We start from the raw sequence: 12265 nt of genomic DNA, 5'->3' as shown, positions 1-12265 counted from the left end.
TCTGACTTTATCGAGTCCATCGCATGACAGAACAGCAAAAACCGCCGGTCGAACCGGGTCAAACGCAAGACGAACACGAACAACAGGCCGACGATAGCCAGCGCCTGGAAACGGCCCGGCAGGCCGATTTTCCACTCGAGCACGAGCTGCGCGCCGGGGACGACGCGGCGCGGCGCGAGGCCGACGAGCGCCGCGCGCGGCTGAGCGGGCAGGGCACTGCCGCCCCGGTGGGCGCTGGCAGCGCCACCGGCGGCTGGGAGCGCGACGTGCTGGAGAAGGTGCTGATGGCCACGCTGCGCGAGCAGCGCGCGGCGCGGCGCTGGAAGATCTTCTTCCGGCTGGTCGGGCTGGGCATCCTGGCGCTGATCCTGTATGCGGTGATCGACTTCAAGGGCGATGGTATCGCCAGCACCACGGGGCGCCATACCGCGATGGTGTCGCTGGAAGGCGAGATCGCGGCGGGCACGCCGGCCGGCGCGGAATCGATCAATGCCTCGCTGCAGGCCGCCTTCGCCGATACGAATGCGGCCGGCGTGATCCTCAAGATCAACTCGCCGGGCGGCTCGCCGGTGCAGGCGGGCATCATCAACGACGAGATCAAGCGCCTGCGCACCGTGTATCCGGGCAAGCCGTTCTACGTGGTGGTGGAGGAAATCTGCGCCTCGGGCGGTTACTACGTGGCGGCGGCGGCTGACAAGATCTATGTCGACAAGGCCAGCATCGTCGGCTCGATTGGCGTGCTGATGGATGGCTTCGGCTTCACCGGCCTGATGGAGAAGCTCGGCGTGGAGCGCCGGCTGTACACCGCGGGCGCCAACAAGGGCATGCTCGACCCCTTCTCGCCGCAGGTGCCGCGCCAGAAGGTCTATGCCGAGACCATGCTCAAGGAGATCCACCAGCAGTTCATCGACGTGGTGAAGGAAGGCCGCGGCGACCGGCTGAAGGACGATCCGGACCTGTTCTCGGGCCTGTTCTGGTCCGGCGAGCGCGCCGTGGCGCTGGGTCTGGCCGATGGCGTGGGCAGCACCGACTACGTGGCGCGTGACCTGTTCAAGGCCGAGGATATCGTCGACTACACGGTCAAGGAAAACATCGCCGAGCGCGTGGCCAAGCGGTTCGGCGCGGCCATGGGCAGCGCGGCGATGAAGACCATGATGATGTCGACCGGCGCGCAGTCGCTCCGGTAAGCACGACTAGGCGGCCAGCAGCGAGAAGATCGCCGGCCGCTTTTGCAGGGCAACCCGCTCCGGCCGCCAGGCCGACAGCGGCAGCGTGACGATGGTTTCGGTGGGCAGCGTCAGATCGACGGCCACCGATACCATCGTGGTGCCGGCGCAATGCTGGCGCAGCGCTTCCAGCAACGCGGCGTTGCGGTACGGGGTCTCGATAAAGACCTGCGTCTGGCGCGCCTTGCGCGAATGCGCTTCCAGTTCCCGCAGCTTGCGCGCGCGCTCGTCGGCGTCCACGGGCAGGTAGCCGTTGAACGCGAAGCTCTGGCCGTTCAGCCCGGAGCCCATCACCGCCAGCAGGATCGAACTCGGCCCCACCAGCGGCCGCACCGTCACGCCGCGCGCGTGGGCCAGCCGGACGAGGTCCGCGCCGGGGTCGGCCACGGCCGGCACGCCGGCTTCGGAGAGCAGGCCGCCATCGCGGCCCCCGACGATCGGGTCCAGCAGTGCGGCCAGCGCCTCGGCGCGCGTATTCACGTTCAGTTCGCGGATCTCGATCTGTTGGATCGGGTGCGCCAGCGGGCTGGTTTCGCCCAGCTTCTTCAGAAAGGCGCGCGCCGTCTTGGCGTTCTCGGCCACCAGGTAGTCGAGCCGCGCGGCGATCTGCTGCACGCCGGCGGGGATGACATCGGGCAGCGGATCGAATTCGTCGCGCTTGCCGAGCGTGTTGGGGATCAGGAACAGGGTACCGGCCATCGTTCAGGCTCCGAAGAACGGGTAGCCGGCGGCGCGCAGCATGCCGGTCAGCGCGATCAGCGGCAGGCCGATCAGCGCGGTGGGGTCGTCCGATTCCACGCGGGCGAGCAAGGCGATGCCCAGCCCCTCGGCCTTGGCGCTGCCGGCGCAGTCGTAGGGGGTCTCCAGGCGCAGGTAGGCGTCGAGTTCGGCATCGGGCAGGTCGCGGAAGGTCGCCCGGGTCTGCACATCGGCCAGTTGGGCTTCGCCGGTGCGGCTGTCGAGCAGGCATAGCGCCGAATGAAATGTGACGGTTCGTCCACGCATCTGCTGCAGCTGGGCCAGTGCCTTCTCGTGGCTGCCGGGTTTGCCGATCTGGGCGCCGTCGAGTGTGCAGACCTGGTCCGAGCCGATAACCAGCGCGCCGGGGTGGCGCGCGGCGATCGCCTCGGCCTTGCGGCGCGAGAGGCGCAGGGCCGTGGCTTCAGGCGCCTCGCCGGCCAGCGGGGTTTCGTCGATGTCCGGCACGGCCACGTCGAACGGAATGCGCAGCCGCGCGAGCAGTTCGCGCCGGTATGGAGAACTCGACCCGAGGATCAGGGGCGGGTGGATAGCGGAGGACGACATATATATAGAGGTAGCGTCGGAAGGAGAGGGGAATGGTCGGTTGTATACTTTGACCGGCTCCCGTTTTTCAGCTTATAATCGCGCGTTTAGCCACACAGGCACATTCGTGCCCGGCCGTGATCGGAAGCCATCGCGGCAGGCGTATCCGCCCTCGATGGCGTGGATCGTCCCAGGTGTGGCAAACAAGGCATTTTTCCAGCGATTCAGCGTACATGAGTCAGCCGACCCAGCCAGCGGCGTCCGCCGCGGCATTCGATCTGCGCGAAACCGATCTGTTCGCCTTCTGCCGCAAGGGTGGCAGCGTGGCGGGCGACGTGGCGACGCGCGATTTGCCGCGCATCTTAGCCGAGACGGCCGCGGATGCGCCAGCATCGGCACCGGACGAGACGTTTCACTACACGCTCACCGGCTTCATGCGCGAGGAAGCTGTGGAAGTTGGCGCAGCGGTGTCGCAGCGGCTGTTCGTCGACGTGACCGTGCAAGGCCGGGTCTGGCTCGATTGCCAGCGCTGCCTGCAGGTCTACCCGGAGCCGATCGACACGTCGATGCGCTTCGAGGTCATGGCCAGCGAAGAAGCGGCGGATTCGGCACCCATGGATGACGACGACGTCGACGTGATCGTCGGGTCGAAGAAGTTTTCGCCGCTGGAACTGATGGAAGACGAGGTGCTGCTGGCGTTGCCGTCGGCACCCAAGCATATGGTCTGTCCGGCCGTGCACGAGTCGCTCGTGACCGGCGCGGACGGTGAGGTGGAGCCTGAGGCTCCGCCCGAAGAGGAAAAGCGGCCATCGCCCTTTGCGGCGCTGGCCGGCCTGAAGACGAAGCACTGACGCCGCAACAGAGCGGCCGGCGCACCCGTCCTCGGGTAGCAGGTCAAGCATCCGGCCGGGCCCCGGCTACGCCTCGCGCAGGATGCGTGTGTTAATATCGGAAAATTCTCGAAGGAGTCATCATGGCAGTTCAACAGAACAAGAAGTCGCCGTCCAAGCGCGGCATGCATCGTTCGCACGACCATCTGTCGGTCGCACCCCTGGCCGTTGAGCCGACCACGGGCGAGACCCACCTGCGTCACCACGTGAGCCCGAACGGCTACTACCGTGGCCGCAAGGTCATCAAGACCAAGAACGACTGACCAGGTCGTCTGGCGTGACCCTGTGTCTCGCTCGCGCACGTTGTCAGGTGTAAAACAGGAAAGCGGCAAGCTCGTTGCCGCTTTTTTGTTGGGCGCTCGGCGCCCACCCGGCAACGTATCCGCGCGTCCGGCTGGTTGCGTCCCCGCAAACCGAGGCGGCGGATGCCGGTGCGCATTCCGTATCTGGAAACAATGACGATCAAGCTCGCTATCGACTGCATGGGCGGCGATCACGGAGTGTCCGTGACCGTGCCGGCGGCGATCAGTTTTCTTTCCCGTCACGATGACGCCGAGATGATCCTCGTCGGCTTGCCCGACGCCATCGGCGCGCAGCTCAAGAAGCTGCATGCCACCGATCATCCGCGCGTCACCGTGGTGGCGGCAACCGAGGTCATCACGATGGATGACCCGGTGGAAGTGGCGCTGCGCAAGAAGAAGGACTCTTCGATGCGCGTGGCGGCCACGCAGGTCAAGGAAGGCCGCGCCGACGCGCTCATCTCCGCCGGCAACACCGGCGCGCTGATGGCCGTGTCGCGCTATGTGCTGAAGACGCTCGAGGGCATCGAGCGGCCAGCCATCGCTACGACCATTCCCAATGAGCAGGGCTGGGGCACCACGGTGCTCGACCTGGGCGCCAACGCCGACTGCGAGCCGGGGCACCTGCTCCAGTTCGCCCGCATGGCGGAGGCCATGGTGTCCGTGGTGGATCACAAGGATCACCCCACGGTGGGCCTGCTCAATATCGGCGAGGAAGTGATCAAGGGCAACGAGGTGGTCAAGGCCGCCGGCGAGTTGCTGCGCGCTTCCGAGCTGAATTTCTACGGCAACGTGGAAGGCAACGACATCTTCAAGGGCACGACGGACATCGTGGTCTGCGACGGCTTCGTCGGCAATGTGGCGCTCAAGAGCACCGAGGGCCTGGCCAAGATGATCGGCGGCATGATCAAGGAAGAGTTCACGCGCTCCTGGTTCACCAAGCTGCTGGCCGCCGTGGCCATGCCCGTGCTGTCGCGCCTGGCGCGCCGGCTGGACCCTGCGCGCTACAACGGCGCCTCGCTGCTGGGCCTGCGCGGGCTGGTGATCAAGAGTCACGGTTCCGCCGACGCCCACTCTTTTGAATGGGCGATCAAACGCGGGTATGATGCGGCCAGAAACGGCGTAATCGAACGTATAGCAAGGGTCTTCGCCAACAAGTCCGGCGCCGCGGCGCCCGCGACCGGCGGCCCGGAGACCGACGCACCGGACCCACATCCCGATACCCATGCCGCCTGAAGCTTCGTGCCCCCTGAGTGGCGGGGGCCGTGGCGGCTGTCCAAGGGCGGCCCGGGTGAGCATCACGATCCGACAGACATGACCAAGTTCGCAAAAATCATCGGTACCGGGAGCTACCTGCCCCCGCGGCGTGTCACCAATCAAGAGCTGGCAGCACAGCTGGCCGAGCGTGGCATCGAAACCAGCGACGAGTGGATCGTCTCGCGCAGCGGCATTTCGGCGCGGCACTGGGCCGAGCCGGACGTCACGGCCAGCGACCTGGCCGTGCAGGCGGCCGAGCAGGCGATCAAGGCGGCCGGCATCGAGCGCCAGGACATCGACCTGATCATCGTGGCCACCTCCACGCCCGACTTCGTGTTCCCGAGCACCGCCTGCCTGGTGCAGCAGAAGCTCGGCATTACGAACCATTGTGCGGCCTTCGACATGCAGGCCGTGTGCTCGGGCTTCGTCTACGCGCTCTCCACGGCGGACAAGTTCATCCGCAGCGGCTCCCACAAGAACGTGCTGGTGATCGGCACCGAAGTGTTCTCCCGCATCCTCGATTTCAACGACCGCACGACCTGCGTGCTGTTCGGCGACGGCGCCGGCGCCGTGGTGCTGACCGCCTCGGACGAGCCGGGCATCCTGTCGTCGGCCATGCATGCCGATGGCAGTCACGTGGACATCCTCTGTGTGCCGGGCAATGTCTCGGGCGGCGCCATCACCGGCAATGCCTTCCTGCACATGGACGGCCAGGCGGTGTTCAAGCTGGCCGTGAACGTGCTGGACAAAGTGGCGCGCGAGGCCATGGCTGCGGCCGAGATCCAGTCGGATGAAATCGACTGGCTGGTGCCGCACCAGGCCAATATCCGCATCATGCAGGGCACGGCGCGCAAGCTGGGCCTGCCGGCCGAGCGGATGATCGCCACGGTGCACGAGCATGGCAATACGTCGGCGGCGTCGATCCCGCTGGCACTCGATGTGGCCGTACGCGACGGCCGCATCCGCCCGGGCCAGACCGTGATGCTGGAAGGCGTTGGCGGCGGCTTCACCTGGGGCGCGGTGCTGCTGCGCATGTAAGATGCGGTCCGGCGCGGCGTGCCTGAGAGGGCGCGTGCGCCCCGACACGCTCGTCTGAATCGTTAAGACTGGATTCCCGATGAAATTCGCATTCGTTTTCCCTGGCCAGGGCTCGCAATCGGTCGGCATGCTCAACGCGTTCGCCGACAACCCGGTGGTCCGCGCCACGCTGGAGGAAGCCTCCACGGCGCTGGGCCAGGACATCGGCCGCCTGATCGCGGAAGGTCCGGCGGAAGAACTGAACCTGACGACCAACACCCAGCCGGTGATGCTGACCGCCGCCGTGGCCGTGTACCGCGCCTGGCTGGACGGCGGCGGCCCGGCCCCGGCCCTGGTGGCTGGCCACAGCCTGGGCGAGTACTCAGCGCTGGTGGCTGCAGGCGTGATCCCGTTCGCCGATGCGGTGCCGCTGGTGCGCTTCCGCGCACAGGCGATGCAGGAAGCCGTGCCGGTGGGCCAGGGCGGCATGGCCGCCATTCTCGGCCTGTCCGATGACGACGTGCGTGCGGCTTGTGCCGAGGCGTCCGTCGCCGGCGTGGTCGAGGCCGTCAACTTCAACGCCCCTTCGCAGGTGGTGATCGCCGGCCACAAGGCCGCCGTGGAAAAGGCCTGCGAGATTGCCAAGGCCAAGGGCGCCAAGCGCGCGCTGCCGCTGCCAGTGTCGGCGCCGTTCCATTCGTCGCTGCTGAAGCCCGCCTCGGACCGCCTCAAGGAGCGCATGGCAGGGCTGGCGTTCTCGGCGCCGTCGATCCCGGTCATCAATAACGTGGACGTGGCCATCGCCAACGACCCGGCCCAGATCAAGGACGCCCTGGTGCGCCAGGCCGCCGCCCCGGTACGCTGGGTAGAGTGCGTGCAGAAGATGGCCGCCGAAGGCGTGACCCATGTGATCGAATGCGGCCCCGGCAAGGTGCTGGCCGGCATGACCAAGCGCATCGACGGCAACCTCGTCGGCGGCGCGATCTTCGACCCCGCATCGCTGCAAGACACGCTGGCGCTGCTGAAGTAAGCCAAGGAACATCGCAACATGAGCAAGACTCTGGAAAATCAGGTCGCCCTGGTGACGGGTGCGTCGCGCGGCATTGGCCGGGCCATCGCCCTGGAACTGGCGCGTCAGGGCGCCACCGTGATCGGCACCGCCACGAGCGAGTCCGGCGCGGCCGCCATCGGCGAATACCTGACGGCCGAGGGCCTGCAGGGCCGTGGCGTGGTGCTGAATGTGAACGACGCCGCACGCTGCGAAGCCGTGATCGAAGAGATCGTGAAGGCCCACGGCGGCCTGGCCGTGCTGGTGAACAACGCCGGCATTACCCAGGACCAGCTGGCGATGCGCATGAAGGACGATGACTGGACGAGCGTCATCGACACGAATCTGACGGCGGTGTTCCGCCTGTCGCGCGCCGTGCTGCGCCCGATGATGAAGGCCCGTACCGGCCGCATCATCAACATCACCTCGGTGGTGGGCTCCACGGGCAACCCGGGCCAGATGAACTACGCGGCGGCCAAGGCCGGCGTGGAGGGTATGGCCCGCGCGCTGGCGCGCGAGATCGGCAGCCGCAACGTCACCGTGAACTGCGTGGCGCCGGGCTTCATCGACACCGACATGACCAAGGTCCTGTCGGACGAGCAGCATACGGCGCTCAAGACCCAGATCCCGCTGGGACGACTCGGCCAGCCGGAAGACATCGCGCATGCGGTGGCGTTCCTGGCCGGTCCGCAGGCCGCCTACATCACGGGCACCACGCTGCACGTGAACGGCGGCATGTACATGAATTGATTGCATTGCCCGACGTACATTTCGGCGAAGAAGCCGAAAGATGGCGGGCGAAGCAGTTGTTTTTCAAACCGAACGGGCGCGATTCTTGCAATAGATGGCAGGCGGATTTTTTGTGGTCCAAACCTGCTAAAATGCGCCCACTTTTTGTCGAACTTCCCTGGAGGGTTACATGGACAATATCGAACAACGCGTCAAGAAAATCGTGGCTGAACAGCTTGGCGTGGCCGAGGCAGACATCAAGAACGAATCGTCGTTCGTGAACGATCTCGGCGCGGACTCGCTGGACACGGTTGAACTCGTGATGGCGTTGGAAGATGAATTCGGCATGGAAATTCCTGATGAGGAAGCCGAAAAGATCACGACCGTGCAACAGGCCATCGACTACGCCACGGCGCACGTCAAGGCCTAAGCCGTCGTCTTCGTATTCCGAGCCACAGAAGGCACAAGGGTGGGGCCGTCACGGTCCTGTCCGGTTGTTTTCTGTGGCTTTCGTCTGTTCGAAGAAGCAGAATCGGAATGATCTCAAACCGTATTGCGCGCCGCATGCAATGACTAACGGCCCGATCGGCGAGATCCTGAATCAATCCAATTCCGCTTCACGCACTCGTAGGAAATCATAGTGAGCCGTCGTCGCGTCGTCGTCACTGGGCTTGGCCTTGTGTCTCCGGTCGGAAACACGGTTGCCGAAGGCTGGGCCAACCTGGTTGCCGGCAAGTCCGGCATCGCCACCATTACCAAATTCGATCACTCCGCGCTCGCCGTGCATTTTGCTGGCGAAGTGAAGGGTTTCAACGTCGAGGAATATGTTCCGGCGAAGGAAGCCCCCCGTATGGATACGTTTATCCATTTCGGTATCGCGGCGGGTACCCAGGCGCTGAAGGATAGCGGCCTGGAAGTGACCGAGGAAAACGCCGAGCGCATCGGCGTGCTGGTTGGCTCCGGCATCGGCGGACTGCCGATGATCGAAGATACGCAGATGGAGCTGGCCAATCGCGGCCCGCGCCGGATTTCGCCGTTCTTCGTTCCGGGCTCGATCATCAACATGATCTCGGGCCATTTGTCGATCTACCACGGCCTGAAGGGCCCGAACCTCGCGGCCGTGACGGCCTGCACGACCGGCCTGCACAGCATCGGCCTGGCCGCCCGCCTGATCCAGGCTGGCGACGCCGACGCGATGCTGGCCGGCGGTGCGGAGTCGACGGTTTCGCCGCTGGGCATTGGCGGCTTTGCCGCGGCCCGCGCGCTGTCCACCCGCAACGACGACCCGGCTACGGCCTCGCGTCCGTGGGACAAGGACCGCGACGGTTTCGTGCTGGGCGAGGGTGCCGGCGTGATGATGCTCGAGGAGTACGAGTCGGCCAAGGCACGTGGCGCCAGAATCTATGCGGAGCTGATCGGCTTCGGCATGAGCGGCGACGCGTTCCACATGACCGCCCCGAACACCGACGGCCCGCGCCGTTGCATGGTGGCCGCGCTGAAGAACGCCGGCGTCAATGCCGACGAAGTGCAGTATCTGAACGCGCACGGCACGTCCACGCCGCTGGGCGACAAGAACGAGTCCGACGCCGTGAAGCTGGCCTTCGGCGAACACGCCTACAAGATGGTGGTCAATTCGACGAAGTCGATGACCGGTCACCTTTTGGGCGGTGCCGGTGGCCTCGAGTCGGTCTTCACCGTGCTGGCGATCCACAACCAGCTTTCGCCGCCGACGATCAACATCTTCAATCAGGATCCGGAATGCGATCTTGACTACGTGGCGAATACGGCACGTGAGATGAAGATCGACGTGGCCGTGAAGAACAACTTCGGTTTTGGCGGCACCAACGGTACGCTTGTTTTCCGCCGCGTCTGACCGCGACGGGTATCACGGGGCTCGCCACGGCGAGCCCCGCTTCATTTCGGCATGCGGAACCAAACATGCGGACGGGCGGTCACAGAATGCGCTTCGCGACACCCGGTGGGTCCCGATTCGTAGGTAAAATACAACGTTTGTCGTGACGACAAAACCAAGAGATACACTGCAGGTGAACCATTCGTGAGCGAACGCGAAGCCGATCAGCTTCTAGTTGAACGCGTCCAGCAGGGCGACAAACGAGCCTTTGAGTTGCTGGTGGCCAAATACCACCGCAAGATCATCCGGCTCATTTCGCGCCTTGTCCGCGATCCCGCTGAAGTGGAGGATGTGGCGCAGGATGCCTTTATCAAGGCATACCGCGCGCTTCCCCAGTTCCGGGGCGAATCCGCCTTCTACACGTGGCTGTACCGCATCGCCGTCAACACCGCCAAGAACTACCTGGCCACGCAGGGCCGCCGCCCGGAGGCGTCCAGCGATATTGACGCCGAAGAGGCTGAAACTTTTGCAGACGGCGAGCAACTAAGGGATATCAATACGCCGGAGTCCATGCTCCACACGCGTCAGGTGGCCGAGACGGTCAACCGCGCGATGGAGGCGCTGCCGGAGGAATTGCGTACCGCCATCACCCTGCGCGAAATCGAGGGCCTCAGCTATGAGGAAATCGCCGAAGCCATGGGTTGCCCGATCGGCACCGTGCGGTCACGGATCTTCCGCGCCCGCGAGGCGATTGCCGACAAGTTGCGCCCCCTGCTGGGAACAGCCGAGGGCAAGCGGTGGTAGAGGTAGCAAGTTGAAGAATGTCGTGCAGCCAGCGTTGCAGCCAATTCCTGCATCGATAAACGACAAGCAGCAGTACGGGATTTATCGGTGTTCAATGGAATTTCTTGGGGTGGGAAATGGGTCAGGCTCATAAGCAGTCGGTTCATGTAGTGGAAGCATCGGAGCAAATCTCCGTTTTGATGGATGGCGAGCTGGCGCCGAACGAAGTGGACGCCGTGCTGGGTCTCGCGAAGAGCGACACCGGCATGACGGACTGGACCGTCTACCAGCTGATCGGTGACACGCTGCGTTCGGAAGAGCTGACGCACGCTGGATCGACCGATGCGTTTCTTTCCCGATTCTCCGCACGCCTGGAAGCCGAGCCCCATGTGCTCGTGCCCGCCGTGGCTGCCGCTGGCCGTCAACGCCTGCTGGTGCGCCCGTCGTGGGTGCGCCGCGTGATGCCGGGCACGGCCATCGCCGCCGCTGTGGCGGCCGTGAGCTGGGTTGTGGTGCCGCAGATGCGTGGTCCGGGTGATATCGGTACGCCCGATGCCGTCGTGGCCCGCGTCGAGCAATCCGCCACGCCGGCCAAGGCCGGTTCGATCGTGACCGTGGCTGCTGACAGCGCCCAGATGATTCGCGATCCGCGCCTTGACGAATACCTGCGTGCCCATCGCACGTCGGTCGCGACCGAAGCCTTTGTGCCGACCATGCGCACAGTGGCGAATGGCGCAAACTTCTCACAGGAAAATTCGCAGGAATAATGCCGGACATGCATAAAGGAATGTCGCTCGCCGACGTAGCGGGCGTACACAGAAGGAAGGGCCTGCGCAGGTCCTTTTTTCTGGCCTTGTGTCTGACCGCTGCCGCCGCAACGGCGCAGCCGTCTGACAATACGCTGAACCGACGCGACGCCACGGCGTGGCTCAACAAGATCCACCGTGCCGCCCAGCGCGAGAATTATGTCGGCACGCTGATCTATCAGCGGGGCAGCGTCATGCATGCGTCGCGAATCCAGCATTACAGCGATCTCGTCCACAACGAGTACGAACGCCTGGAAACGCTCGACGGCAAACCGCGCGAGGTGCTGCGCCAGAACGACGTCGTGCACAGCCTGATTCCGGAAGCCAAGCTCGTGGTCGTGGAGAAACAGGAGGCGAAGGACCGCTTCCCGGCGCTGCTCGCCACCAACAAGAGCGATGTGCTCGAGCTGTACGACATGCGCAAGCTGCCCGGCGAGCGCGTGGCGGGCGTCGAGTGCGAGGTGTTCTCGCTCGAACCGCACGACGCCGCGCGCTACGCGGTGCGCCTGTGGGCCGACAAGGGCTCGGGTCTGCTGATGCGCGCCCAGACCATCGGCGAGGGCGGCAAGGTGCTCGAGCAGGTGGCGTTCTCGCAGGTCGATATCGGCGTGCCGTCGGACAAGCAACGCATCCTGTCCGCCATCAAGAGTTCGCAGTCGTGGAACCGCTACGAAGTCACCTACCAGCCGGCCAATGTGGCCGACGAGGGGTGGATCATCGGTTCGCCGCTCAAGGGTTTCCAGAAGATCCGCGAAGTGCGCCGCCCGCTGGGCGATTTGCGCCCGCCCGCCCAGGGCAGCAAGCCGGGGCAGGTCTTCGAGGTGCTTCAGATCGTCTACAGCGACGGTCTGACCGGGTTGTCGATCTTTATCGAACCCGTATCGGAACAACGCGCACGCCGAGAAGGCGTGGCTTCGCTCGGCGCCACGCAGGTCGTGGTGCGCCGCGTGGCTGACTACTGGATCACGGTGGTGGGCGAGGTGCCGGCCGCCACGGTCAGGCAGTTCGCCGCCGGCGTGGAGTACCGCCCGCCCAAGACGGTACACTGAGCGCATGAGCGCGCTGGCGCCGGGG

At 65.2% G+C, this 12265-nt stretch carries 14 protein-coding genes; 12 read left to right on the top strand and 2 right to left on the bottom strand.

All coding sequences use genetic code 11. The features are described 5' to 3' along the window. The first annotated feature begins 23 nt into the window (after nt 1–23). Nucleotides 24–1187 carry a S49 family peptidase gene (locus BM115_RS02095; protein WP_092290046.1) on the top strand — a complete coding sequence of 388 codons (1164 nt, stop codon included), beginning with the start codon at nt 24–26 and terminating at the stop codon, nt 1185–1187. Between the two features lie 6 nt (nt 1188–1193). Here BM115_RS02095 and BM115_RS02090 read toward each other — a convergent pair whose 3' ends face one another. Continuing rightward, the gene (locus tag BM115_RS02090; protein ID WP_092290043.1) at nt 1194–1925 is read right to left on the bottom strand and encodes an SAM-dependent methyltransferase; all 732 of its coding nucleotides are present in this window, start codon (nt 1923–1925) and stop codon (nt 1194–1196) included. A gap of 3 nt (nt 1926–1928) precedes the next feature. Beyond that, complete coding sequence (locus BM115_RS02085; protein WP_092290040.1) at nt 1929–2531, bottom strand: Maf-like protein; 603 nt, start codon at nt 2529–2531, stop codon at nt 1929–1931. Nucleotides 2532–2743: 212 nt separating this feature from the next. Here BM115_RS02085 and BM115_RS02080 point away from each other — a divergent pair, with 212 nt between their 5' ends. The 11 genes from BM115_RS02080 to BM115_RS02030 all read left to right on the top strand — a co-directional run bounded on the left by BM115_RS02080 (nt 2744) and on the right by BM115_RS02030 (nt 12240). Continuing rightward, nucleotides 2744–3361: a YceD family protein gene (locus BM115_RS02080; protein ID WP_092290038.1), complete on the top strand. Its 618-nt coding sequence runs from the start codon at nt 2744–2746 to the stop codon at nt 3359–3361. Between the two features lie 122 nt (nt 3362–3483). Further along, nucleotides 3484–3663 (top strand): 50S ribosomal protein L32, encoded by a 180-nt coding sequence (gene rpmF / locus BM115_RS02075; protein WP_008644820.1) that lies wholly within the window; start codon nt 3484–3486, stop codon nt 3661–3663. 192 nt (nt 3664–3855) lie between these two features. Beyond that, entirely contained in the window at nt 3856–4935 is a 1080-nt protein-coding gene (gene plsX, locus BM115_RS02070) for a phosphate acyltransferase PlsX (protein ID WP_092290037.1), read from the top strand. A 78-nt stretch (nt 4936–5013) separates the two neighbouring features. Further along, nucleotides 5014–5994, top strand: a complete 981-nt coding sequence (locus BM115_RS02065) for a beta-ketoacyl-ACP synthase III (RefSeq protein WP_092290036.1) — start codon at nt 5014–5016, stop codon at nt 5992–5994. Nucleotides 5995–6073: 79 nt separating this feature from the next. Next, the gene (fabD, locus tag BM115_RS02060; protein ID WP_092290035.1) at nt 6074–7003 is read left to right on the top strand and encodes an ACP S-malonyltransferase; all 930 of its coding nucleotides are present in this window, start codon (nt 6074–6076) and stop codon (nt 7001–7003) included. An 18-nt stretch (nt 7004–7021) separates the two neighbouring features. After that, entirely contained in the window at nt 7022–7771 is a 750-nt protein-coding gene (gene fabG / locus BM115_RS02055) for a 3-oxoacyl-ACP reductase FabG (protein ID WP_092290034.1), read from the top strand. A 169-nt stretch (nt 7772–7940) separates the two neighbouring features. Then, nucleotides 7941–8180, top strand: coding sequence for an acyl carrier protein (acpP, locus tag BM115_RS02050; protein WP_008644813.1), 240 nt, complete (start codon nt 7941–7943; stop codon nt 8178–8180). Between the two features lie 210 nt (nt 8181–8390). Continuing rightward, nucleotides 8391–9623: a beta-ketoacyl-ACP synthase II gene (gene fabF, locus BM115_RS02045; RefSeq protein ID WP_092290029.1), complete on the top strand. Its 1233-nt coding sequence runs from the start codon at nt 8391–8393 to the stop codon at nt 9621–9623. Between the two features lie 183 nt (nt 9624–9806). Further along, nucleotides 9807–10406, top strand: a complete 600-nt coding sequence (gene rpoE, locus BM115_RS02040) for an RNA polymerase sigma factor RpoE (RefSeq protein ID WP_092290028.1) — start codon at nt 9807–9809, stop codon at nt 10404–10406. A gap of 116 nt (nt 10407–10522) precedes the next feature. Further along, a complete protein-coding gene (locus BM115_RS02035; protein WP_092290027.1) occupies nt 10523–11152 on the top strand; it encodes a sigma-E factor negative regulatory protein in 630 nt (209 codons plus the stop codon). A gap of 8 nt (nt 11153–11160) precedes the next feature. After that, nucleotides 11161–12240: a MucB/RseB C-terminal domain-containing protein gene (locus tag BM115_RS02030; protein WP_092290849.1), complete on the top strand. Its 1080-nt coding sequence runs from the start codon at nt 11161–11163 to the stop codon at nt 12238–12240. The last annotated feature ends 25 nt before the right edge of the window (nt 12241–12265 follow it).

Origin of the sequence: Cupriavidus sp. OV096, from assembly GCF_900115455.1 — a bacterium.
GTDB lineage: Bacteria > Pseudomonadota > Gammaproteobacteria > Burkholderiales > Burkholderiaceae > Cupriavidus.
Note: the sequence above shows the minus strand (reverse complement) of the source record. Positions and strands in the feature narration are given on the sequence as shown.